The sequence below is a fragment of the Rhizobium sp. SU303 genome, assembly GCF_021052345.1.
Classification (GTDB): Bacteria; Pseudomonadota; Alphaproteobacteria; order Rhizobiales; family Rhizobiaceae; genus Rhizobium; species Rhizobium laguerreae.
In genome coordinates this window covers 2,474,664-2,498,869 of the sequence record NZ_CP088095.1, presented here as the reverse complement: position 1 = coordinate 2,498,869, position 24,206 = coordinate 2,474,664, and the positions used below count along the sequence as shown (strand labels likewise).

The window sequence follows — 24,206 nt, the reverse complement described above, 5'->3', positions numbered from 1 at the left end:
TCGAACGGTCACTTTATTGCTCCTAAAAGCAGGCCAGACCGCATCAGCCTGCTCAAAATGCCCGCCATGACGACCATGGGTATGATCGCAACCAGGGCGGCTGCCGATATCGACCACCACTCGTCACCGCGCTGGCTATTTTGCCCTGAGACGAGAATGGGAAGTGTCTGCCATTTGGAACTGGTCAGGAAGAGTGCGAACAGGAACTCGTTCCAGACGAAGGCGAGCGTGATCATGAATGTCGCGATCAGGCCCGGCTTGGACATGGGCAGGACGATACCGAAAAAAATTCTCCACGACGGCACATTGTCGACCATCGCCGCCTCTTCGACTTCCACCGGCAGTGCCGCAAAGAAATCGCGCATCAGCCAGATCACGATCGGCAGCGAGAAGGCGACATAAGCGAAGGTGAGGCCTGTATAGGTGTCCACCAGTTTGAACCCCAACTTGCCCATTTCCGTGTACATCAGGAACAAGGCAAAGGCGGCGACGATAGGCGGAAACATGCGCTGGCTGACAAACCAGAAGACGATATCATCATTGCCGAGGAGCGGCCCCGGAAGCTTCATTCGGCTGGAGCCGATGGCGAGCGCAAGCGCGGCGACAAAGGCGTAGATCAGCGAAATAGCCTGTCCGTAGCCCAGAACATGACGGCCAAGAAGATATCCGCCGAAGGCAACAACGACGAAAATCACACCGGACAGCAGCTTGACCTCGAAGGTGAAGCGCACCAGCGCATAGGCTGCCATCGATCCGATGAAGGTGGCCAGCACCGATGCGGAAAGCCCGACGATCGTGGAAGCGATGAAGGTGTTGTAGAACTGGCCGCGGGCGCCCGAGAGAAGCTCGCTCCAGGCTGTCAGCGTCGGGTCGAAGTCGACAAATGGAATATAGGTCGGCCCGCCGACGACGCCGAGCGGCGACTTGAACGAGGTGATCGCGACCCAGTAAAGCGGAAAGAAGGTGAAGGCCAGCCAGAGCAGGCAGCCTGCGAGCGCCCACCAGCGGCCGGATCCTTTGAGGTCACGCACGCTCATTTGTGCTTCTCCAGATAGGGCTTCAGGATGGCGAGATAGACGAGCCCGATCACGGTAATGACGATCAGGAAGAGGAAGGAGAGGGCGGATGTGTAGCCGAGGTTGAACTTCTTGAAGCCCTCCTGATACGCGAACAAGGTCAGCGTTTCGGTCGAAATGCCGGGTCCTCCGCCTGTCATGACGAACACCGTGTCGATGATCTTGTAGCTCTCGATGAGGCGGATGAAGACCACGGCCACCGAAATCGGCAGCATCATCGGGAATGTGATCCCCCAGAACTGTTGCCAGGGGCTGGCATTTTCAAGCGCGGCAGCCTCGTAGACGTCCTCCGGCAGGGTTTGCAACCCGGCAAGGAGCATAAGGATGACGAAGGGTGTCCACTGCCACACTTCGACGGAAATGATGGCGCCGATAGCCCATCTGGTCTGCGTCAGAAAAGGCAGGTTGGGAAAACCGAAGACGGTCATCAGCTCATTGAGCGGGCCCATCGTGGGATTGAGGATCTGGCGGGCAATGAGTGCGACGGCAACGGGCGCTACAAGCATTGGCACCAGGAAGCTGACCCGAAACAAACCTTCGCCGGGCACCCGACGGTTAAGCGCCAGCGCCACGGAAAAACCGATGACATACTGCAGCGTCACCGCCACAAAAGCGATGATCGTCGTCGTCCAGGCGACATTCCAGAAGCGTGGATTCTGAAGCAGTTCCGTATAGTTGCCGAAGCCGACGAAACGCGCGGGGATCGGCGGCACGAGGCGCAGGCTCATGAAGCTGGTGGTCAGCGAATAGATCAGCGGGAAGATCGAGATCACCAGCACGATCAGCAACGCCGGCCAGATGAAGAAGTGTTTGATCGGATCGTTGCGGGTCATGCCGCGTCTCCTTTCCGGAGAAGCGCCTCGATTTCCTCGATCTTTGGCATTGCAGGCGCGGTGCCCCGCCGCGTCACCGCAATACCGGCGGTAGCGCAGCCGAAACGCACGGCCTCGACCGGAGTTGCGCCCCGCGAGAGCGCTGCCGAGAAGCCGCCGACAAATGCGTCGCCGGCGCCGGTGGTATCGATGACCGCTCCCGAGGAGACCGCCGGAAGATGAACCGATTGCCCGGCCGTATGATAGAGCACACCGCGACCGCCCAGGGTGATCAGCGCGGCTTTCACGCCCTTGGCAAGAAAGGCATCGCCAGCCCGTCTGGCGTCGTCGAGCGTGTCGAGCGGAAAACCGACGATGGCCGCTGCCTCGGTTTCGTTTGGGACGATATAGTCGCAGAGCGGATAGATCGTGTCCGGAAACGGCTCGGCCGGCGCTGGATTGAAAACAGTGGTAACGCCGGCCGCATGGGCGATTTCGAGGGCGCGCTGCGCCGCTTCGGCCGGTTGTTCGAGCTGGGTCACGAAAACAGCCGATTGCTCGATGGTTTCGCGTGCCGCCTCAACATCACCAACGCCAATGGTGCCTGCGGCACCTGGATAGACGATGATGGCATTGTCGCCGTTACCGTCATTGACGTAGATGAAGGCAGCGCCGGTCGGCATATCGTCCATCTGTACAACCTTCGGCGTCACGCCTGCTTCCGCATAGGTCTTCAGCGCCATATCGCCGAAGGTGTCGCGGCCGATCTTCGAGATGAAGGAGACTGTTCCACCGGCGCGGGCAGCAGCGACAGCCTGGTTGGATCCCTTGCCGCCGGGGCCTACTGCAAAACCGGTCCCGGTGATGGTCTCCCCAACGTTTGGCATGCGCTTGGCCAGATAGGCCGTGTCGGCGACGAAAATCCCGAGGATCGAAACACCCACCTTCATTATCGTTTCCCCTCAAACGGTTTCCGGCGGAATCACGCCTTTGGTGAAGAGGAAGCAGCCGTAGAAGCGGTTTTCGCCCGTGGTGATGACGCAATAGGCCTTTTTGGCCTCCTCATAGAAGGCGAAACGCTCGATGCCATACATCGGCGCCAGCTTGCCCTCGGCGCCATCGATAACGGCCTGGACTTCCTGCTGCACGGGAGGGATCTCGTCCGGCGCGCCCATGATTTCCATTCGCCCGGCAGACGGCTGCAGCGGCGTATCCAGCGGCATTACCGAAAGAATAGCTTTAATGGCGCGGGCAGCAGATACATTGTCTATCCGCAACAGCTTGCCGAGCACCGTTTGCCGGGCAATGGAGTCCGAAGGAAAATTGGTGTCGGAAACGACGACCGTGTCGCCATGCCCCATGGACCGGAGCGCGTGCAGCACATCCGCATTCAGAGCCGAATCGATATTCTTCAGCATGGAAATCCTCCCTTAGTTGCACCATTTCGCAGCACCTCGTGCCACAAAACAGAGCCCAATAACCGCAGCTCCGTTACAGCTCTGCGATTCCCTCAAATTCCGTTGTTCTCGCCTGCCGATGCGGTTCTCCTCCCGCCCGGATGACCAGAGTTGGAGCCCTTATTCTCCGTAGGGGATCCAGATATTCTTCACATCCACGGCCCGGCGTAGGTATAGCGCGCCTTCGGCAGCGGCTCTGTCCATCCAGTCCGTCGCCTTGCCATTGTCCACGAAGGTTCGTTTGAGATTGCCCGAAGACAGCTTCTCCACCGTCGTCGAAAGTTCCGCAGAGCCGAAGGCCCACAACGCATCAACGTCATTGTGCGCGGCAAGGATCTTTGCCAGTTCGATCGCCGATCCGGTGACGATATTGACGACACCGGCAGGCACATCCGACGTTTCCAGGACGGAATAGAAATCCGTGGCCGAAAGCGGGAAGGGCTCACTCGGCACCGCGACGACACGATTGCCGGTGGCAATCAACGGCGCAACCAGACTGATAAAGCCGAGCAGCGGCGCTTCCGGCGGGCAAATGACGCCAACGACGCCGATGGCTTCCGGCATGGCCAGGGCAACGCCGCGAAGCGGCGGCTGGTGAATGCCGCCCTCATATTTGTCCGCCCAGGCTGCGTAGGTGAAGAGACGGGAAATCGCGGCGTCGACCTCGGCGTTTGCATTGGCTGCGGAAGCTCCGGTCATCGCTGTTATCCGCGAGGCGAACTCGTCGGCGCGGCCACTGAGGTTTTCGGCGATGTAATAGAGAATCTGGGCGCGGTTATGAGTGGTCGCATTCGACCAGGCGGAGGCGGCCTGTGCGGCAACCACCGCATTGCGGATGTCCTTGCGGTTGCCTTCGCCAACTTCCCCGATCGCCTTGCCCTTGGGCGAGGCGATGACACGGGAATAATTGCCGTCCGGGCGTGCCTGCTTGCCGCCGATGAAGAGCTTTGCCGTCCGGTCGATGCTTGGCAGGGCAAAATCGCCGGCAACCGGCTTTACTTGCGAAAGTGCGGGCATAGCTGCGCGCGCCTTGCGACCGACCCAAGCCTTCGGCTTCAGATATTCGTAGCAACCTTCGCGTCCGCCTTCGCGGCCAAATCCGGATTCGCGCTTGCCGCCAAAACCGACGGCGGCATCGAAAAGATTGGTGGCATTCACCCAGACCACGCCGGCTGCGAGCTTTGCCGCAACGTTCAGCGCCAAGCCGATCGTCTCGCTCCAGACGCTGGCGGCGAGGCCGTAGCGGGTGTGATTGGCAAGCTGGATAGCCTCTTCCGGTGTGCGGAAAGTCATGGAGACTGCAACCGGCCCAAAGATTTCCTCGGTCGCGACGATCGATGTGGGCTGCACGCCGCTGAGAAGCGTCGGCGGGTAGAAGCTGCCGCCCTTCGGCAGGTCGATCTTGGCCTGATGCAGTGTCGCGCCTTCTGAAACTCCCTTTTTCACCAGCGCTTCGATACGCGTCAATTGCACGGGCGCTATGATCGCACCCATATCGATGCACTTGTCCAAAGGCAGACCGACCCGCAATGTCTCCATCCGGCGCTTCAGCCGCGCATGGAAAAGATCGGCAATGCCTTCCTGAACCAGAAGCCGCGAACCGGCGCAGCAGACCTGTCCCTGGTTGAACCAGATCGCGTCGACCACGCCTTCCACGGCGCCGTCGATATCGGCGTCGTCAAAGACGACGAAAGGGGACTTGCCGCCGAGTTCCAGCGTCAAGGATTTGCCGCTGCCCGCGGTACGCTCGCGAATAACGCGCCCGACTTCGGTCGATCCGGTAAAGGCAATTTTGTCGATATCCTCATGCCCGACGAGCAGTGCGCCTGTTTCGCCTTCTCCCGTCACGATATTGAGTACGCCCGGCGGAAGGCCCGCCGCGGATGCCAGTTCGGCAAAGAGAAGCGCCGTCAGCGAGGTGAATTCGGCAGGCTTCAGGATGACGGTGTTACCGAGCGCCAAAGCCGGCGCCACTTTCCAGGCCAACATCAGGAATGGGAAATTCCACGGGATGATCTGGCCGACGACGCCCACCGGCACATGATCGGCAAATTCCGTGTCCTGGATTTGCGCCCATCCGGCGTGATGATAGAAATGACGGGCTGCCAGGGGCACGTCGAGATCGCGGGTTTCGCGGATCGGCTTGCCATTGTCGATGGCCTCGACCACAGCAATCAGACGCGCATGGCGCTGGATCATCCGGGCAAGTGCATAGAGATGGCGCGCCCGCGCGTGGCCCGGCAATCGCGCCCATGACGCCTGTGCCTTGCGGGCCGCAGCAACTGCGTTGTCCACATCCGCCGCGCCGCCGATCGCGAGCTTCGCCAGGACCTTGCCGGTGGCTGGCTCGAACGTGTCGAAGTTCTTGCCCGACGCGGAGGGCACGAACGCGCCATTGATGAAGTGACCGAAACCGGAAGCGTGGCGCGCCAGCCAGTCGCGAGCTTCGATATCGGACTCAGGGGCAGGGCCGTAGGACATTTCGTCGAAATACTTTGCAACAGTCATCTGGATCATCCAATCGGGTGTCTGTTGAGGGCCGAATAGGCACCGGTGACGTGATGCTCCAACTGCCGCTCGATATCCGCAAGCAAGCTTGATGCACCGATGCGGAAGAGATCGGACTCCAGCCACTCGCGCCCCAGTTCGTCCTTCATCAGGAACTGGTAGTTCAACACGTCCTTCGCCGCCGAAATGCCACCGGCCGGCTTGTAGCCGATCTTGATACCGGTGCGCTCATAATAGGCGCGGATCGCCCGCAGCATGGTCAATGTCACGGCAAGCGTCGCATTGACGCCTTCCTTGCCGGTCGAGGTCTTGATGAAATCGGCTCCCGCCATCATGCAGACCAGCGAGGCCCTGGCGACATTGCGGAGCGTCTTCAGGTCGCCGGTCGCCAGAATGGCCTTGACATGCGCATCACCGCAAGCGGCGCGATATTCTTTCATTTCCTCGTAGAGTGCTGTCCAGTTGCCGGTCAGCACATGCTCACGGGTGATGACGATGTCGATTTCCTTCGCGCCATCGGCAACTGACGCCTCGATTTCTTTGACCTTGAGGTGGTGCGGGCTGAGGCCGGCAGGGAAACCGGTCGAAACCGCGGCGACCGGAATGCCGGAATCTCCGAGCGCCTCGACGGCCGTTGCAACAAAACGATGGTAGACGCAGATGGCGCCGGTGGTGATCGAACGGCCGCTCATGCCAAGGGAATCCAGAATGTCGGCACGTATCGGATTCATCGCCTTCGCGCACAAGCGTTTGACGCGTTCGGGGGTATCGTCGCCGTTCAACGTCGTCAGGTCGATGCAGGTCACCGCCTTCAGGAGCCAAGCCGCCTGTGCGTCCTTTTTGACGGTGCGGCGTCCGGGAAGCGAGGCTACGCGGCGCTCGGTGGCAGACAGGTTGACCCGCGTATCAAGCACCCACGACAGATCGAGTTCCATACCGGTATTGCGCGGCCGGTTATGGGTGCCGTCCGGCAATCGCGAAGGGGCTGCGTGATGCGCCGTGTTTGCCGCATTGTGAACAGCAACGGTTTCCAAATCGAATCCTCCCGGCCAGAGCGTGAAAGTCTTGTTGCCATCAGTGCAGACGCACGAAGTGGAAGCTTCACAACTGGGTCAAATGTGATTTTTTTTTCATTGTTTGTGAGGTTTGCATCACCGTACCGCTGCGTCAAGTTTAGATTTCAATAGGCGCAGAAAAAATGCGGATCTCTCAGTCGAAGTCGTTCATACCGTTTTCGGTGATGACCACATCGAACGACTTCATGTCGCTGAAAAAGGCCGGCTTAAGCTTGCCGATTTTGCTGCTGTCGGCGAGAAGTATATTCTTTCGTGCCCGGGACATCGCCTTTTTCTTGATCTCCGCTTCGTGAAAATGCGCGCAGGTCGCGCCACGCCGGGCATCGACACCGGCTGCAGAAAGAAATGCCACGTTGATTACAAGCTGATCGAGCATTTCCAGCCCCGAGGCCCCGGAAAAGCTCGCCGATGCTGGGTGGTAAAGACCACCGAGCATAACAAGGCGAACGTTGGGTTTTCGCGTCAGACGATCGGCGACATTCATGGCGTAACAGATCGCCGTTATGTGAATCTGGTCTGGGAGCAGATCGACCAGATAGGGTAACGTGGTGCCGCAATCGAAAAACACCGTATCATCATGGTGAATGTAATCAACGGCTTGTGTGCAAACTTGCCGTTTTGCCGCGGCATGACTGTCGGCTGCCTTGGAAATTTCATAGGGATCGTTTTCCGCTTCGACAGCCGCAACGATATGGCCGCCGAGAAACGCGAACTGGCCTGCATTGGCGCTGACATCACGCCGAACCGTCATCTCTGAGACGCCCAGGATCTCGGCAGCATTCTTGATGTGTAGAATGCGATGTTGTGAAAGGGCCTCGGATAAGACTGCGATGCGCCGGCCCCTGCGACTATCCATATCGCATGTCTCCCTTATCGTTTACACTGCAATAGTGTTCTGATGAAAATTTAACAAGGGACTGCCATTCCCATCTAGTTTTTCCCTCGACCTACGATCCGGCATTTGCGCCGAGATACAGCTTCTGCACCAGCCGGTTGCGCGCGACACGGCATATCGCCTCAATTTTATAGGGAAACCCCGCGATTTGAAATGAGAATTTGTGACTGATCTTCCATTTTTTGATGGAATGGTCACAATGTCGCATAAGTGGGTGCCCGACTTCGACTGCGGGAAGCAGGGGACCACGAGATCGACATTTCGACCGGCAGGGGCGACTTCGTTACGCCTCCGGTCGGGTGGCCCTCCGACCAGGGGCTTCATCCTTGCGACTGCTTAAGACATTCCTGGCTGCGCGTGCTACTCGCCGGCTTTCCTTGCTGCCGTTTCGATCACATCGGCGACCTTTTCCGGTTGGGATGCGAAGACGGCGTGGCTTGCCTTTATTTCAGTCACGTCGCTTCCGGCACGTTTTGCCATGTCACGTTCCAGCTCGGGGTTGATGGAGCGATCCTCGGTGGCGACGATCGACCAGCTTTTCTTCGTCCGCCATGCAGCCTGAGTGATCTTGGCGGAGAATGCCTGCTTTGCGGCGAAGACCTGTGACTTTGCCATGAAATCGGCTTCGGCTTGCGGAAGGTCGGCTGCGAAAGCTGCGGCGAAGGCGCCCGGATCGAGATAGAGATATTTGCCGTCCTTCGTTTCCTTTATATCCATGCTGCCGGCGGGCTTCGAGCTGGCGAGGCTGAGCAGACTTTCGCCCTTGTCTGGTTGGAACGCCGCGACATAGACCAGGCCCGCGACGGCGGGGTCGTTGCCAGCTTCGGTGATGACCATGCCGCCGTAGCTATGGCCGACGAGCAGGACCGGTCCGTCCTGAAGGTCGAGAACGCGCTTGGTCGCCGCCACATCGTCGTCGAGCGAGGTGATGGGCTGCTGGACGATGGTGACGTTGAAGCCGCGCTTCTCGAGAATGTCCGTCGCCTTGCGCCATCCCGAGCCGTCGGCCAGCGCGCCATGGACGATCACGATGTTCTTGACCGTGGCAGCCTCTGCTGCGAACGCGATGGCGGTGGTGGCAAATGCAAGTGCTGCAGTGAAAAGAAGACGTTTGTTCATGACTATCACTCCTTTGGTCGTTGTTGATGATCGCGATTGATGCGTTCAGGTTCAGCCAAATGTGAAGGCGTAAGCCTGCACGCCGGGATCGAGGAAGCGGATCTCGAAGTTGCGGGCGGCGACCGTGCCGGACTGGCGGACGAGTTGATAAAGCCTCGTCGTGGTCACCGTGCCATTGCCATCGGCATCGACGTCTGACCCGTGATCGGGCCCTGGCGCCTTGCCGTCGATCTTCACCTGGAAGCGGATCGGCTTGTCGCCGGCGCCAGGCCCAAGAACGAGATGCAGATCGCGGGCGCTGAAGCGGTAGGTGATGCCGCCGCCCGGCTGATCAAGCGTCGCCTGATCCCGGCCGACGGTCCAGATTCCAGACAGGCCCCAGCCATTGAGGCCGGGTTCGGCGATCGAATAGCTTTTCGCCGTGTCGGCCTGCAGCCCTTCGGGAGAGGCGAAGTTCGCCGCCTGTTCGTAGCCGAGATAGGTTTCGCCGGAGCGGATATTGCCGAGATCAGGACCTGCTTCCACGCCCTTGGCATCCGGCACGACCGGCGCACTTGCCGTCGTTTGGCTGCCGGCTTCGCGCAGAAGGTCCTGAATGGCCTTTTCGGTCCTGTTATAATTGCCTTCGCCGAAATGGTGGTAGCGGATCTGGCCCTTGGCATCGATCAGATAAGCGGCAGGCCAGTAGCTGTTTTCGAAGGCGCGCCAGATGCCGTAGTCATTGTCGATCGCAACGGGATAGCCGATCTGGAAGTCGCCAATTGCCTTCTTGACGTTGTCGATCTTCTTCTCGAAGGCAAATTCCGGGGCATGGACGCCGATCACCACGAGACCCTGGGCCGCATATTTTTCGGCCCATGCTCTGACATAGGGGATGGTACGAATGCAGTTGATGCAGGAATAGGTCCAGAAATCGACGAGCACGATCTTGCCGCGCAGCTGTTCCGTGGTGAGAGGCTCAGAGTTCAGCCATTCGACCGCGCCGTCGAGCGAAGGGGCGGGGCCTTCGACGGGCAAGTCGCTACGGAAGGGGTTCTTCGCATCGGCTGCGGCGATCATCACTTCGTTGCTCGCCAGCTCGGAAGATGCGCCACTGAGCGGCTTTGCATGCAGCCTGTCGAGCACGGCCTGTTCCAGCGATGCGGTGCTGGCATAGGAGAGCCGGGCGAGCAGGCTGGTGTCGAGGCCGAGCGCGATGACGGCGACACCCGCCAACACGGCAGCGCCGAGCCCCTGACGAATCCTGTCGCCAACGCCGAGCGAACGCTTCATGGCGGTGAATATCCGGCCGCCGACAAGCAGGGCGACCGCAAGCGAACTTGCAGCACCAGCGGCATAAGCGATCAGCAGGAAGGTCGTCTGCAGATTAGCGCCCTGTAATGCGGCTCCGGTCAGCACAAGGCCGAGAATCGGACCGGCGCAGGGCGCCCAGAGCAGTCCGGTGGCGACGCCGAGAAGAAGCGAGCTTTTCACAGCCGTGGCGCCGCGTCCGCTGCCGGTGGCGTTGATAAGATTGTTGCCAAGGTCGACGACCGGGCGGGCAAGCGTGCTTGCGAAACGCGGTGAAAGCAGGCTTGCGCCGAAGAGAGCAAGCAGAACGATGGCGGCAAGGCGGCCATATTCATTGGCCCGAATGGCCCAGCTGCCGCCGACTGCGGCCAGTGTGGCGACCAGCGCGAAGGTGGCGGCCATGCCCGCCAGCATAGGCAGCGTGCTTCTGACGAAGGGCTGTCCGGCACGCGCGAAGACGAAGGGGAGGATGGGCAGGATGCACGGGCTGAGGATCGTCAGCGCGCCTCCGAGATAGGCAATGATCAGAAGTGTCATCATCGTTTCCTTTGAAACCGATTGATCGGGCTCTGGACGGCGATGGGGCCCGAACCAGCAACGCCGGGGATATGGCCGGGCGGACGTATCCCGGATGTGTCGGGTTTGGCTGGGAAATGTACCGAACCATTGCGATGAGGCGCGGACGATACAAAGCGATACAAACTACCGTCCCGGCGGTGGACCGCCGCGAAATGGCTGCTGCCGGTGGATGCTTTGCTCGGTCGGCGCGATTGTATCAGAATGTATCCCGATGGCCGGAAGCTACATCCGTATTCAAAAACCGAGGACTTGCGACATATGGTCGATACAAGCGCCGCGTCATATCCGCACTGTGATCCATTCGACAGGAGAGACCGATGTCAGAGCAAATCAACCATCACCGCCGCCGTTTCTTCGGCATGACGGCAGTCGCCCTTGCGGTCGTCGAGTTCGGCGTGGCCGGCATGGCCGCCGCCCAGTCGTCTGCGACGGCCGCATCGGTGCCAGCTATAAAGCCTGGAACCAACACGTCCTTCGAAGCGCTGAAACAGGTCAAGGCAGGCGTGCTCGACATCGGTTATGCCGAGGCGGGAAAGGCGGATGCCCCGGTCGTATTGCTGCTGCATGGCTGGCCCTATGACATCTATAGTTTCGTCGATGTCGCGCCGCTGCTTGCCGCGGCAGGCTACAGGGTGATCGTGCCTTATCTGCGCGGTTACGGGACGACGCGCTTCCTGGACGATCAGACGCCGCGTAACGGCCAGCCGTCAGCGCTCGCCGCCGACATGATCGCGCTGCTCGATGCGCTGGATATCGAGAAGGCTGTCATTGCTGGATACGACTGGGGTGGGCGGACCGCCAATATTATGGCGGCGCTCTGGCCCGAGCGCTGCAAGGCGATGGTATCTGTAAGCGGCTACCTGATCGGCAGCCAGGAGGCCAACAAGAAGCCGCTTCCGCCGAAAGCCGAACTTGCCTGGTGGTACCAGTTCTATTTCGCCACCGAACGCGGTCGTCAGGGATACGAGAGCAACACGCACGATTTCGCAAAGCTCATCTGGCAGACTGCTTCGCCGAAGTGGAACTTCGACGATGCGACATTCGACAGATCGGCCGCCGCCTTCGCCAATCCTGACCACGCCGCGATCGTCATTCACAATTACCGCTGGCGCCTCGGGCTTGCCGAAGGCGAGGCCAAGTATGATGCCTACGAGACGACGCTTGCCACAACGCCCATCATTTCGGTGCCGACCATCACCATGGAAGGTGATGCAAACGGTGCGCCGCATCCGGAGCCTTCCGCTTACGCCGGAAAATTCTCCGGCAAATACGAGCATCGCACGATCGGCGGCGGCATTGGCCACAACCTGCCTCAGGAAGCGCCGCAGGCTTTTGCGCAGGCGGTCATAGACGTCGATCGCTTCTAGGTCGACGATGCCGGTTGCAGAGCCTCGTTGCTCCGGCCGGCGGAATGTGCGTAGCTCGCGTCTGTCGCTTCGGTCAGCAACGAAGCGACAGACGCGGCCGATTCTATCGATAAGGAACAGGGAAATATGGATCATGTCGATCACATCCTGATCGTCGATGACGATCGCGAAATCCGCGAGCTGGTATCGGGCTATCTGCAGAAGAATGGTCTGCGCACGAGCGTTGCTGCCGACGGACGGCAGATGCGCAGTTTTGTCGAAGCCAATGCGGTCGACTTGATCGTGCTCGATCTGATGATGCCCGGCGATGACGGGCTGGTGCTGTGCCGCGAACTGCGCGCCGGCCGGCACAAGGCGATTCCGATCCTGATGCTGACGGCCCGCACCGACGAGATGGACAGGATACTCGGGCTGGAGATGGGCGCCGACGACTATCTTCCCAAGCCCTTTGCTGCGCGTGAGCTTCTCGCCCGCATCAAGGCGGTGCTGCGGCGCACGCGGATGCTGCCGCCCAACCTGCAGATCAGCGAGGCCGGGCAATTGCTGACCTTCGGCGACTGGCGGCTCGATACGGTCGCCCGGCACCTTCTCGACAGGGAAGGGACCGCGATTGCGCTGAGTGGCGCCGAATACCGTCTGCTCCGCGTCTTCATCGACCATCCGCAGCGTGTGCTCAATCGCGACCAGCTTCTGAGCCTGACGCAGGGCCGCGACGCCGATCTCTTCGATCGCTCGATCGATCTCCTGGTCAGCCGCCTGCGTCAGAGGCTGGGCGACGATGCGCGCGAACCGACCTATATCAAGACGGTGCGCAGCGAAGGCTATGTGTTTTCGGTTCCGGTCGAAATATCGGAGCCGCGCCAATGAAGGCGGCAATCCACTGGCGTTCGGGCCTGACGTGGCCAAGCACGTTGCGGTCGCGGATATTTCTCATCCTGCTGATCGGATTGGCCTTGGCCTACGGGTTGTCGTTCAGTGTGCTCTATATGGAGCGGTACATGTCGGCCAAGGCGGTGATGCTCGGCACGCTGGAAAACGACGTGGCAACATCGATTGCGGTTCTTGATCGGCTTCCGCCGGGCGAACGCGGCGATCTGCTCGACCGGCTGAGCCGCGGCAATTATCGTTTCGTGCTCGGGCCCGGCCTTCCCGGCGTGCCTGACACGTCAAGCAAAGGGGCGGAAATCTCAGGAAAGATCGAGGAGGCCATCGGGCACCGCTTTCCAATCCGTATCGAACGGATTCCTGGCGATGTGAACCGATTGCAGGCGCATCTGACGCTGAGCGACGGAAGCCCCTTGACGATCGACGTCACGCCGAAGGGCGTCATGCCGATTGCCGCATGGCTGCCCTATGTCTTCATCGTCCAGATGGCGCTGCTCATCCTCTGCACCTGGTTTGCGGTTCGCCAGGCGATCCGGCCGCTTGGCGAGCTTGCCGCCGCCGCCGATGCTCTCGATCCGAACAAGGACGGTCCGGCTTTGAGCGAGGCCGGGCCGAGCGAGGTCGCGCATGCGGCAAGGGCGTTCAACGCGATGCGGGAGAGGATCGCCCATTATCTCGAGGAGCGCGTCCAGATATTGGCGGCAATCTCGCATGACCTGCAGACGCCGATCACCCGTATGCGGCTGCGCGCCGATATGGCGGAGGATTCGCCTGAGAAAGACAAGCTGGTGCATGATCTCGGCGAGATCCAGCGTCTCGTTCAGGACGGCATTGCCTATGCACGCAGTGCGCATGGCAATGGCGAGAAGAGCGCCCGCATCGATCTCGCCTCGTTCATCGACAGCATAGCCTACGACTACCAGGACATCGGAAAGGCAGTCACCGTCATCGGCCTGGTTCAGGGTGCCGCTTTCACCAAGCCGCATGCCCTTCGCCGCATCCTGTCGAACTTCATCGACAATGCACTGAAGTTTGCCGGCGCCGCCGAGATCAGCGTCGAGCGCAGCCCAGAAAACGATATCATCATCACTGTCATGGACCGCGGGCCTGGAATTCCCGACGATATGCTCGAGGCTGCCATGCAGCCTTTCTTCCGGCTGGAGCAATCCCGCAACCGGGAAACCGGCGGCACCGGTCTCGGTCTTGCGATCGCCCAGCAGCTGACGGCCAAGATCGGTGGGTCGCTCCGGCTCTACAATCGCGCCGGCGGTGGGCTTGCCGCGGAAATCACTATCCGTTGACATCAGGGGCGCTGCAAAATTTCGAGACGTTTTGTATGCGAACATGTCCTCGATATCTGCTGCTACGCTTTGTGACATTTCGGGCATTTTTGGAAACATGGCGGATATATCCATCGGTCAAACCACACTCCGTCAACCCGGTCGCGCACCGCGACCAGTCGCGCTGAGCGACCCAGTCGCCTTTAGCGACGCAACAAAGGAGTGTTCCATGATAAAGATCGACAAGGTTCTCTATACCGGCAAGACCCACACGACAGGCGGGCGCGACGGCGCTTCGCAAAGCGACGACGGCGAATTGGACATCAAGCTTTCGCCTCCAGGCAGCAACCGTGCCGGCACCAATCCCGAACAGCTTTTCGCCGCCGGCTGGTCTGCCTGCTTCATCGGCGCGATCGGCATTGCTGCGGCTAAACAGAAGATCAGGCTTCCCGCAAATCTTGCCGTCGACACCGAGGTCGATCTCGGGGCGACCGACGGCGACTATTTCCTGCAGGCTCGCCTCAAGGTCAGCCTGCCAGGTATCGAAGCGGATCTGGCAAGGGCGCTTGTGGATGAAGCGCACCGCACCTGCCCCTATTCGAAAGCAACCCGCGGCAATATCAATGTCGAATTGAGCATTGCCTGACAGATGGGATCGATCGCCAAAAGGAAACATGACGAGGCCGATCGGGCCTCGTCGATGGAGGAACCAATGAGACCGATGATCATCTGCTTTCTGGGGGCGGCGATTTTCGCAGCGCCCTGCATCTACGATGTAAGTTCACAGGAGCCGTCGCCGCTTGCCGGCCTCGTGACGGCGGCATCCGCAGCTTCATCCTCAGGGGAGCGGCCGCCGCTCCAGCTGCTCTTTTAGATCACCAGGGAGAAAGACAGTGAAACTCTATCAGAACGAAATTTCCTCGGCGACATCTCGAGTCCGCATTGCACTCGCCCTGAAAGGCCTGACGGCCGAAGCGCTGCCGGTCACCATCCTCGGCGAAGATTCCGAGAGCCGGCAGGCCGGATATCGCAGTATCAATCCGCAGGGGCTCGTGCCCGCCTTGCTGACGGATAGCGGCGTTCTCCTCACCCAGTCGCTGGCGATCGTCGAGTATCTCGATGAGCTGCAGCCTGAACCGCCACTGCTGCCCGACACGGCGGAGGGCAGGGCCCTGGCGCGGTCGATCGCGCTTGCGATCACAGCCGAGATCCATGCGCTGTTGCCGCCGCGGATCGGCCTGCATCTCAAAACAGCCTTCCAAGCCGACGCCGATGCCATCGCCGCCTGGAGCCGTCACTGGATCGGTGAGGGCATGGGTGCGGTCGAGACGATGATCGCCGGCCGCAGGCAAGGAGTTTTCGTTGTCGGAGACCGCCCGAGTATTGCCGATATCTTCCTCTTCCCGCAGGCGATCAGCGCGAGGCGCTTGGGGTTCGATCTCACGCAATGGCCTAATATCGCGGAGATCGTCGCAAAGCTCGAGGCGATACCGGCTTTTCACGAGAACGCGCCGGCGCCAAGGAAATGATGCGATTGATGAAGAAGCGGCCGCAAACGACTGCGGCCGCATTTCTTCTGGTGTTCGGATGAGACGTCGCCACCCGTTTGGCCGCTTCTCAGCGATTGACCCTTGCCTGCAGATGGGCGGGGTAACGATCACCCTCTACCTTGATCGTGGCGAGCGCGCTTTCGATACTGGCGAGATCCTCGGCCGTCAGTTCCACCTCAGCGACCTGGATGTTCTCCTCAAGGCGATGCAGCTTGGTGGTGCCTGGGATCGGCACGATCCAGCGCTTCTGCGCCAGCAGCCATGCCAGAGCCACCTGGGCCGAGGTGGCCTTCTTGCGCGCGGCAATCTCCGCGAGGAGATCGACGAGCACCTGGTTGGCCTTTCGCGCCTCCTGAGAAAAGCGCGGCACGATGTTGCGGAAGTCTTTGCTGTCGAAAGTGGTGGTCTCGCTGATCGCGCCGGTGAGGAAGCCCTTGCCAAGCGGGCTGAAGGGCACGAAACCGATGCCGAGTTCTTCGAGCGTCGGCAGGATCTCCTGCTCGGGCTCGCGCCACCACAGTGAATATTCGCTCTGCAGTGCCGCCACCGGCTGGACCGCATGGGCACGGCGGATCGTCCGGGCGCCTGCTTCCGAGAGGCCGAAATGCCTGACCTTGCCTTCAGCGATCAGTGCCTTGACCGTGCCGGCGACATCCTCGATCGGAACATCGGGGTCGACGCGGTGCTGGTAGAAGAGATCGATGACATCGGTCTTCAAACGCTTCAGCGCCTTGTCGGCCACGGCGCGTATCTGCTCCGGCCGGCTGTTCATGCCGCTCTGGCCGCCATTGGCATCGAAGTTGAAACCGAATTTCGTGGCGATCACCACCTCCTCGCGGAAGGGGGCGAGGGCCTCTCCCAGAAGCTCTTCGTTCTTATAGGGGCCATAGGCCTCGGCCGTGTCGAAGAAGGTCACGCCACGTTCAAATGCCCGCCGGATCAGTGCGGTCGCTTCCTGAATATCTGTCGCCGGGCCATACCCGTAACTCAGCCCCATGCAGCCGAGACCGACGGCCGAGACTTGAAGTCCGCTCTTTCCAAGTTCACGCTTCCGCATAGACGTTTCCATTTTTAACCTTGGTATTGCGTGTCGGTGACATGCTCCATCCAGTCGACGACCTTGCCGTCGAGCTGTTCCTGGATGGCAATATGGGTCACTGCCGTCGTCGGCGATGCGCCGTGCCAATGGCGTTCACCCGGTGCGAACCAGATGACGTCGCCGGCGCGGATCTCCTCGACGGGGCCGCCTTCGCGCTGCACGCGACCGAAGCCCGATGTGACGATCAGCGTCTGGCCGAGCGGATGAGTGTGCCAGGCGGTGCGGGCGCCGGGCTCGAAGGTGACGCTGGCGCCAGCCGCGCGTGCGGGGCTGGTCACGGCAAACAGCGGGTCGACACGCACGCTGCCGGTAAACCAATCGGCTGGTCCCTTGGCCGAAGGCTGCGAGCCGCTTCGCTTGATCTCCATCTTTGTCGTCCTTTCCAATGTCGGGGTGGATATGTCCACTCGAGTAGCAAGGTATTTAGCGCGTGCGCCTGGTCGCGATTAGATGGTATAAACGGCAAGAACCCATGAGAAAGTTTCATAAATGCCGCGCCCCGCCGTCAACGACCTCATCGCCTTCCTCGCCGTCGCACGCGCGCAGAGTTTCACCAAGGCGGCGGGCAAGTTGGGTGTGTCGCAATCGGCACTCAGCCACACCATCCGCGGGCTCGAGGAGCGGCTTGGACTGCGATTGCTGACACGCACGACCCGCAGCGTCGCGCCTACAGAGGCCGGCGAACGCCTGCTCCTCTCCATCGGACCGCGGCTCGACGAGATCGAAAGCGAGCTGGCTGCCTTGAGCGCGTTCCGGGAGAAGCCTGCAGGCACCATCCGCATCAATGCCGGCGAGCATGCGGCCGATACCGTCCTCTGGCCTGCCTTGGAAAAGCTGTTGCCCGATTATCCCGATATCAATGTCGAGATCATCGTCGACTACGGTCTGACTGACATCGTCGCCGAGCGTTACGATGCGGGGGTGCGGCTTGGAGAACAGGTGGCGAAGGACATGATCGCGGTGCGCATCGGCCCCGACATGCGCATGGCCGTGGTCGGCGCTCCCACCTATTTCGACACCAGGCCGAAGCCGCTAACGCCGCAGGACCTTACGGATCACAATTGCATCAATCTGCGCCTGCCGACCTATGGCAGCGTTTATGCATGGGAGTTCGAGAAGGGCGGCCGCGAGCTCAGGGTTCGCGTCGAAGGACAGTTGGTCTTCAACAATATAGCCCTGCGGCTGAACGCCGTGCTGGCTGGTCTTGGGCTGGCCTATATGCCGGAGGACTTGGTCGAGGCACATCTTGCCGAAGGGCGGCTGATGCGCGTCCTCGAGGATTGGTGTCTGCCGTTTTCCGGCTACCATCTCTACTATCCGAGCCGCAGGCATGCGTCGCCGGCTTTCGCCCTCGTCGTCGATGCACTTCGCTATCGAGGATAGACGGCCACTGTTTCGAGCCGCCCGGACAGGCATATATCCGCACCACGAGTGATCGGCTCTTGGCGGAAGCGAAATCATGCCCGCCGGTGATTTGACATTCCATCACTCGCCGCTAATTCACACTTGAAATTGAAGGAAACAGTGAATGAATACTGCGGCACCTGCCACGAAAGCTCGGACCGGCGTGTCCGGTTTGGATACAGTTCTGGCTGGGGGCCTTTCGCCGGGGCACGTTTTTCTCCTGGAGGGAAATCCGGGAGCTGGCAAAACGACGATTGCGCTGCAGTTCCTGATCGAAGGTGCACGGCTCGGCGAGCAGGGGCTCTACATCACCCTTTCGGAAACCGAGAGCGAACTTCGGGCCGGTGCCGCATCACACGGCATGGTCATCGATGGCAATATCGAGGTCTTCGAAGTCGTGCCTCCGGAAAGCCTGCTGGATGCCGACCAACAGCAGAGCCTGCTTTATTCCTCGGATCTTGAACTCGGAGAGACGACAAAGGAAATCTTTGCCGCTTTCGAGCGGATCAAGCCACGTCGCGTGGTTCTCGACAGTCTGTCGGAGATAAGGCTGCTCGCGCAAAGCTCGTTGCGCTACCGCCGGCAGATCCTCGCGCTCAAACATTATTTTGCCCGACAGGGAGCGACAGTGCTTCTCCTGGATGATCTGACGTCCGAGGTGCTCGACAAGACGGTGCACAGCGTCGTGCACGGTGTCATCCATCTCGAAGAGATGGCTCCGAGCTACGGCTCCGAGCGCCGACGTCTTAGGATCATAAAATATCGCGGACAGGCCTTTCGCGGCGGTTATCACGATTTCATCATCCAAACCGGCGGCGTTGTCGTCTTTCCGCGGCTCGTCGCCGCCGAACACAGGTCGAGCTACGCCCGCGATCAGATTTCCTGCAATATTGCGGAACTGGACCTTCTTCTGGGAGGTGGCCTCGAGCGAGGTTCCAGCACGCTCATCCTTGGTCCTGCCGGCACCGGCAAAAGCACTTTCTCGTTTCAATTCCTGGTGGCTGCGGTCGCGCGCGGCGAGAAAGTGGCGGCCTTCATTTTTGACGAGGAGCTAGGTCTGCTTTTTACGCGGCTGAAGGCGCTCGGAATTGATCTCGAAGCCATGCGAAACGCGGGCGATATTCACATCGAACAGCTCGATGCCGCCGAACTGTCGCCGGGCGAATTCGCCCACCGCGTGCGCAACTGCGTTGACAAGTCGGATGCGAAAACCGTCATCATCGATAGTATCAACGGTTATCAGGCTTCGATGCCAGATGAGAATTCGTTGGTTCTTCATATGCACGAGTTGCTGCAATATTTGAACAGGCAAGGCGCCAACACTTTCCTCACCGTTGCCCAACACGGGCTGGTCGGTGACATGAAGGCGCCTGTCGACGTCACCTACCTTGCCGACACCGTCATTCTGCTGCGCTACTTCGAGGCTGCGGGAAAGGTGCGGCGGGCAGTCTCGGTAATCAAGAAGAGGACCGGCTTTCACGAGGATACCATCCGGGAGTATCGCATAGACGCTTCCGGCTTGAGGTTCGGCGATCCCCTCGTCGGGTTCCAGGGTGTGCTTCGCGGCGTTCCCGAATTTGTCACGACCTCGACGCCGCTCCTCGCGACCGTTGGCGGGGATAGCGGCAATTCCTAATTCAGGCAAACCGAAAGCATTGATCTACACCCCCGCCGGTCGCGATGCCTGGGTGGCGAGATCGTTGGTCGATGAGGCCGGATTGGCATCGATTGCCGCCACCGACCTGCCTATGTTCGCCTCATCGCTCAGCGATGACGTCGCGCTTGGCGTCCTGACGGAGGAGGCCGTTCGCTCGAGCGATCTCAAGCCGATCGCCGCCTGGGTTTCGGCCCAGCCGAGCTGGTCAGACCTACCGTTCATCGTGCTCACCACACGTGGCGGCGGGCCTGAACGAAATCCGGCCGCTGCCAGGCTTTCCGAGGTTCTTGGCAACGTCACCTTCCTGGAAAGGCCGTTCCATGCGACCTCTTTCATCAGCGTGGCCCGTACGGCATTAAAAGGACGCCTGCGCCAATATGAAGCGCGAGCCCGGCTTGAGGCTCTGGGCGAGGGAGAGCGGCGGTTGCAAACGGCGCTCGCCGCCGGTCGTCTCGGGGCCTGGGAGCTGGAGCTGTCCTCGATGGCCTTGTCTGCCTCGGCGACCTGCAAGGCAATCTTCGGCCGAGGGCCGGATGACGACGTGACGCGCGACGATCTGATCGCAAGCATCCACCCCGACGACCGGGATCTTGTGCTGGAACGCTTGCGCCGGACGATTGATACCGGACGCGACTATTCGATCGAGCACAGGACAATCTGGCCGGATGGATCGCTGCATTGGACCGAGGTCCATGCGCAGCTCTATTCCGATAGATATGGTTCCGCCAAGAAACTCGTTGGCGTCTGTTCCGATACTACCGTCCGAAAGACCATCGAGGAAAATCTGAGACGGCTCAATGAAAACCTAGAAGAGCGTGTGAGGGAACGGACTAAAGAGGTCAATACCGCTCACCAGACCCTGCTCCAGGAAGTCGCCCAGCGTGAAAGAGCCGAGGAGCAGCTTCGCCAATCGCAAAAGATGGAGGCGATCGGCCAACTGACCGGCGGCGTCGCCCACGATTTCAACAATTTGCTGATGGTCGTTCTCGGAAATCTGGAGCTGCTCGGCAAGCACGTTGCCGGAGATGCCAAGGCGACGCGTCTGGTCGAGGGCGCCATTCAGGGCGCGCGGCGTGGGGCGGCGCTGACGCAGCGGCTGCTGGCTTTTGCCAGACAGCAGGATCTGCAGGTCAAGCCCATCGATCTGGCCGAGCTGGTCTCCGGCATGAACGACCTGTTGCGGCGCTCGGTCGGATCCTCGATCAGCATCGAAACCGTCCTGCCGGCGACGCTGCCGCCGGCGCTGGTCGATGCGAACCAGCTCGAACTGGCGCTGCTCAATCTTGCGGTCAATGCCCGCGATGCGATGCCGGATGGCGGGACGCTGTCCATATCGCTGCGTGAGGAGCAGGTGGTCGGTGATGACGGCGCTCTCGGCGAGGGGGCCTATGTTGTGTTGGCGGTGGTCGACAGCGGCACCGGCATGGACGCGGAGACGCTGAAGAAGGCAGTCGATCCATTTTTCTCGACCAAGGAACTCGGAAAGGGCACGGGCCTAGGCTTGTCGATGATCCACGGACTGGCCGTTCAGCTCAATGGTGCACTTCGTCTGACCAGCGAGCTTGGAGTGGGAACGACCGCCGAGCTGTGGCTTCCGGCGACCCAACGGCGCCCCGAGCGGGCGATCGAAGCGGAATTGCCCATTCCGCAAGCTGCGTCCAGACTGAAGATACTTCTGGTCGACGACGATGCCTTGATCGCCATGAGTTCGGTCGACATGCTTGAAGATCTCGGCCACGAGGTCGTCGAAGCAAACTCCGGCTCGCAGGCACTGGAACTGATCAGCAGCGGCCAGCATTTCGACCTTGTCATAACCGACTATTCGATGCCTGGCCTGACCGGCGCACAGCTTGCCCAGGCCGCGCGGGACATTCATCCGGCATTGCCGATCGTGCTGGCGACAGGTTACGCCGATCTTCCTGCCGGCACCGATATCGATCTTCCGAGATTAGCAAAGCCCTATGACCAGGCTCAGCTCGCCAAGGAAATCGCCAAGGCGATGGCAAGCGAAACGGTTCCGCTTCTGAGGTCCGGCAGCGACGCAGGTGGTTCAAAGCCTCGCCTGTCCAAGGCCAACGATGTCAGCGATGAAATCGGCGATGGCGCCTGTGTCGTCTAGATCGAAGACCGGCAGGGCCGTATCGGTGACGGCATGATCGGCGGCGATGGCGCAGATATGGGGATCGCTCGGCGCCAACGGTTCACGATTTGCCGCCTCTAGGCGGCGGGCCTCGATCTTGGGGATCGGCTCGCGCTTGTATCCTTCGATCAGCACGAGGTCGCAGGGGGCGAGGCGGGCGAGGATCTCCTCGAACTCAGGTTCCGGCGCACCGCGCAGCTCGTGCATGATGGCGTAGCGGGTGCCGGAGACGATGGTGACCTCATGAGCGCCGGCCTGGCGGTGGCGGTAGCTGTCGGCCCCGACCTTGTCGATGTCGAAATCATGATGGGCGTGCTTGATCGTCGAGATCTTGTAGCCGCGGCGGGTGAACTCGGTCACCAGCCGGACGGCGAGACCCGTCTTGCCCGAGTTCTTCCAGCCGGCGATGCCGAAGATTTTCGGTGCGGTCATGCGCGAAGGGCCTCCAGCCAGCGTTCCGCCTCGACGAGATCGTCGGGCGTGTTGATGTTGAAGAAGGGATCGAGCAGGCTGGCACGGGTCGGATGCAGCGGGAACGCCACTTCCGTAACGTCATGCCGTAACAGGAAGTCTCGCACGCGGCGCTTGTCGTCGGTGGCGATCCAGGCTTCGAGATCGGCGGCCAGCGTCACCGGCCAGAGCCCGAAGACGGGATGGCTGCGGCCCTCGGAGGCGGCAACGGCAATCTGCGAAGGGTGCTCGACCGCTGCCGCCAGCCGGGCGACGAGATCGGCCGGGAAGAACGGGCAATCCACCGAGACGGTGACGACATGGGTGATCGAGGGCAGGCCGGCGGCATAGACCATCGCCGCATGGATGCCGGCCATCGGCCCGGCTTTGCCGGGAAAACGGTCGGGAAGGATAGGCACGGCTTCGGGGGAGGCATCGGCATTGACGGCAACGAGCAAGGCCTGCTGCGAGAGGCGGGTCAGCACATGGCGGAGCAGGCTCTCGGTCCCAAGCATCACGCCCGCCTTGTCGCGGCCCATGCGCTGCGAGCGGCCGCCGGCCAGGACGACGCCTGCTATATGAGATTTATCCAACGAGAACTCAGCCATCATCCTTCCTCAAACCGGCGCGCGCGGCGCGGATTCCTGCGCGATCGGCGATACGCGGCGCTTGGCCTCACGATAGAACGTATAGAGGCCGGAGGCGATGACGATCGCAGCCCCCACGAGTGTCCAGCTGTCAGGCACTTCGGCGAAGAAAAAGAAGCCGAGCACAGAAGAGAAGATCAGGCTGGTATAGCGGAATGGCGCGACGAAGGAGATTTCGCCGGTGCGCATGGCGAGGATGACCGACTGGTAGCCAACGAGCACCAGCACCGAGGCGAGCGCGAGATGCCTAAGGGCAGCGGCGCTGACCGGCTGCCAGCCGCCGAGCACCGGGATGAGGAGCGCGCCGAAGAAGGAGGCTGATATGGCGGTGATGACGGTTATCATCAGCGAGGGAATCTCGGGACTGATGCTCCGGGTGGCGAGATCGCGGCCGGCCGTCGTCAGCACCGCGGCGACGCAGAGGAGGGCGGCGGCGGTGAATCCCTCAGGGCCGGGGCGGATGATGATCATCACGCCGACGAGGCCGACGAGGATCGCCGACCAACGCCGCCAGCCGACCGGCTCGCCGAAGAAGAGGGCAGCGCCGAAGGTGACGACCAACGGCAGCGATTGCAGGATCGCCGAGGCATTGGCGATCGGCATCATGCCGAGCGCGGTGATATAGGTGACGGCGGCGAGCGCCTCGCAGATGATCCTGAAGATGATCATCGGCTCCAGCACGATGCGCCAGGAACGCAGCGCGCCCATTCTCCAGGCGATCAGATAGACGAGCAGGCTGGTGAAGAGGCCGCGGAGGAACATGATCTCGCCGGCGTTCATATAGGCGATCACCGATTTGGACAGAGCGTCGCTTGCGGAAAAACCGGCCATCGCCAAGCTCATATAGATGGCGCCCTCAGTATTGCGTGACCGCGGCATGAAGAGATTCCCGTTACCTGTGCGCTCCTTTTAGTC

Annotated in this window: 23 protein-coding genes; 9 read left to right on the top strand and 14 right to left on the bottom strand. The window is 60.9% G+C overall.

All coding sequences use genetic code 11. The annotated features are described in order from the left end of the window. Window positions 1-8: 8 nt before the first annotated feature. From RlegSU303_RS12470 to RlegSU303_RS12430, 9 genes are all read right to left on the bottom strand, one after another. Window positions 9-1,037, bottom strand: a complete 1,029-nt coding sequence (locus tag RlegSU303_RS12470; RefSeq protein ID WP_131718599.1) for a carbohydrate ABC transporter permease — start codon at window positions 1,035-1,037, stop codon at window positions 9-11. Beyond that, window positions 1,034-1,909, bottom strand: coding sequence for a carbohydrate ABC transporter permease (locus RlegSU303_RS12465; protein ID WP_003540324.1), 876 nt, complete (start codon window positions 1,907-1,909; stop codon window positions 1,034-1,036). Before RlegSU303_RS12465 ends, RlegSU303_RS12470 begins: the two co-directional genes overlap by 4 nt. Next, complete coding sequence (gene rbsK, locus RlegSU303_RS12460) at window positions 1,906-2,838, bottom strand: ribokinase (protein ID WP_131718598.1); 933 nt, start codon at window positions 2,836-2,838, stop codon at window positions 1,906-1,908. Before rbsK ends, RlegSU303_RS12465 begins: the two co-directional genes overlap by 4 nt. 12 nt (window positions 2,839-2,850) lie before the next feature. Beyond that, entirely contained in the window at window positions 2,851-3,306 is a 456-nt protein-coding gene (locus tag RlegSU303_RS12455; protein WP_017960761.1) for an RbsD/FucU family protein, read from the bottom strand. 159 nt (window positions 3,307-3,465) lie between these two features. Beyond that, entirely contained in the window at window positions 3,466-5,853 is a 2,388-nt protein-coding gene (locus RlegSU303_RS12450; RefSeq protein ID WP_094085768.1) for an aldehyde dehydrogenase family protein, read from the bottom strand. Window positions 5,854-5,858: 5 nt separating this feature from the next. Then, window positions 5,859-6,887, bottom strand: coding sequence for a deoxyribose-phosphate aldolase (deoC, locus tag RlegSU303_RS12445; RefSeq protein WP_165505269.1), 1,029 nt, complete (start codon window positions 6,885-6,887; stop codon window positions 5,859-5,861). Between the two features lie 175 nt (window positions 6,888-7,062). Then, window positions 7,063-7,785, bottom strand: coding sequence for a DeoR family transcriptional regulator (locus tag RlegSU303_RS12440; RefSeq protein ID WP_094085769.1), 723 nt, complete (start codon window positions 7,783-7,785; stop codon window positions 7,063-7,065). 399 nt (window positions 7,786-8,184) lie between these two features. Then, complete coding sequence (locus tag RlegSU303_RS12435; RefSeq protein WP_094085770.1) at window positions 8,185-8,943, bottom strand: alpha/beta hydrolase; 759 nt, start codon at window positions 8,941-8,943, stop codon at window positions 8,185-8,187. Between the two features lie 51 nt (window positions 8,944-8,994). After that, the gene (locus tag RlegSU303_RS12430) at window positions 8,995-10,770 is read right to left on the bottom strand and encodes a cytochrome c biogenesis protein DipZ (protein WP_131718597.1); all 1,776 of its coding nucleotides are present in this window, start codon (window positions 10,768-10,770) and stop codon (window positions 8,995-8,997) included. A 359-nt stretch (window positions 10,771-11,129) separates the two neighbouring features. On the opposite strand from RlegSU303_RS12430, the gene RlegSU303_RS12425 reads away from it, so the two are divergent. The 6 genes from RlegSU303_RS12425 (at window position 11,130) to maiA (ending at window position 15,873) form a co-directional block, all read left to right on the top strand. Continuing rightward, on the top strand, window positions 11,130-12,179 hold the full coding sequence (locus RlegSU303_RS12425) for an alpha/beta fold hydrolase (protein WP_131619799.1): 1,050 nt from the start codon (window positions 11,130-11,132) through the stop codon (window positions 12,177-12,179). Between the two features lie 126 nt (window positions 12,180-12,305). Beyond that, window positions 12,306-13,046: a response regulator gene (locus RlegSU303_RS12420; RefSeq protein WP_094085773.1), complete on the top strand. Its 741-nt coding sequence runs from the start codon at window positions 12,306-12,308 to the stop codon at window positions 13,044-13,046. Further along, window positions 13,043-14,365, top strand: a complete 1,323-nt coding sequence (locus RlegSU303_RS12415) for a sensor histidine kinase (protein ID WP_131619800.1) — start codon at window positions 13,043-13,045, stop codon at window positions 14,363-14,365. The genes RlegSU303_RS12420 and RlegSU303_RS12415 overlap by 4 nt, the downstream gene beginning before the upstream one ends. Window positions 14,366-14,573: 208 nt before the next feature. Further along, complete coding sequence (locus tag RlegSU303_RS12410) at window positions 14,574-14,990, top strand: organic hydroperoxide resistance protein (RefSeq protein ID WP_017960752.1); 417 nt, start codon at window positions 14,574-14,576, stop codon at window positions 14,988-14,990. Window positions 14,991-15,056: 66 nt separating this feature from the next. Next, window positions 15,057-15,218: a hypothetical protein gene (locus tag RlegSU303_RS12405; RefSeq protein WP_165504554.1), complete on the top strand. Its 162-nt coding sequence runs from the start codon at window positions 15,057-15,059 to the stop codon at window positions 15,216-15,218. A 19-nt stretch (window positions 15,219-15,237) separates the two neighbouring features. Next, a complete protein-coding gene (gene maiA / locus RlegSU303_RS12400; protein WP_094085774.1) occupies window positions 15,238-15,873 on the top strand; it encodes a maleylacetoacetate isomerase in 636 nt (211 codons plus the stop codon). Between the two features lie 88 nt (window positions 15,874-15,961). On the opposite strand, the gene RlegSU303_RS12395 is transcribed toward maiA, so the two are convergent. Together RlegSU303_RS12395 and RlegSU303_RS12390 are read right to left on the bottom strand one after the other, a co-directional pair. Continuing rightward, entirely contained in the window at window positions 15,962-16,951 is a 990-nt protein-coding gene (locus RlegSU303_RS12395; RefSeq protein ID WP_094085775.1) for an aldo/keto reductase, read from the bottom strand. 14 nt (window positions 16,952-16,965) lie between these two features. Further along, on the bottom strand, window positions 16,966-17,361 hold the full coding sequence (locus RlegSU303_RS12390; protein ID WP_017960749.1) for a (R)-mandelonitrile lyase: 396 nt from the start codon (window positions 17,359-17,361) through the stop codon (window positions 16,966-16,968). Window positions 17,362-17,482: 121 nt separating this feature from the next. Between RlegSU303_RS12390 and RlegSU303_RS12385 the strand changes: the two genes are divergently transcribed. The 3 genes from RlegSU303_RS12385 to RlegSU303_RS12375 all read left to right on the top strand — a co-directional run bounded on the left by RlegSU303_RS12385 (window position 17,483) and on the right by RlegSU303_RS12375 (window position 22,173). Beyond that, window positions 17,483-18,376 (top strand): LysR family transcriptional regulator, encoded by an 894-nt coding sequence (locus RlegSU303_RS12385; protein ID WP_017960748.1) that lies wholly within the window; start codon window positions 17,483-17,485, stop codon window positions 18,374-18,376. Window positions 18,377-18,521: 145 nt separating this feature from the next. Then, window positions 18,522-20,033, top strand: coding sequence for an ATPase domain-containing protein (locus RlegSU303_RS12380; protein WP_017960747.1), 1,512 nt, complete (start codon window positions 18,522-18,524; stop codon window positions 20,031-20,033). Then, window positions 20,008-22,173 (top strand): ATP-binding protein, encoded by a 2,166-nt coding sequence (locus RlegSU303_RS12375; protein ID WP_231283822.1) that lies wholly within the window; start codon window positions 20,008-20,010, stop codon window positions 22,171-22,173. Before RlegSU303_RS12380 ends, RlegSU303_RS12375 begins: the two co-directional genes overlap by 26 nt. Here RlegSU303_RS12375 and mobB read toward each other — a convergent pair. From mobB to RlegSU303_RS12360, 3 genes are read right to left on the bottom strand one after another with little or no spacing between them, the layout of a single operon-like run. Next, window positions 22,105-22,626 (bottom strand): molybdopterin-guanine dinucleotide biosynthesis protein B, encoded by a 522-nt coding sequence (gene mobB, locus RlegSU303_RS12370; protein WP_017960745.1) that lies wholly within the window; start codon window positions 22,624-22,626, stop codon window positions 22,105-22,107. The genes RlegSU303_RS12375 and mobB overlap by 69 nt on opposite strands. After that, the gene (mobA, locus tag RlegSU303_RS12365) at window positions 22,623-23,252 is read right to left on the bottom strand and encodes a molybdenum cofactor guanylyltransferase MobA (RefSeq protein WP_017960744.1); all 630 of its coding nucleotides are present in this window, start codon (window positions 23,250-23,252) and stop codon (window positions 22,623-22,625) included. Before mobA ends, mobB begins: the two co-directional genes overlap by 4 nt. 9 nt (window positions 23,253-23,261) lie before the next feature. Continuing rightward, complete coding sequence (locus RlegSU303_RS12360; protein WP_131718596.1) at window positions 23,262-24,170, bottom strand: DMT family transporter; 909 nt, start codon at window positions 24,168-24,170, stop codon at window positions 23,262-23,264. Between the last annotated feature and the right edge of the window lie 36 nt (window positions 24,171-24,206).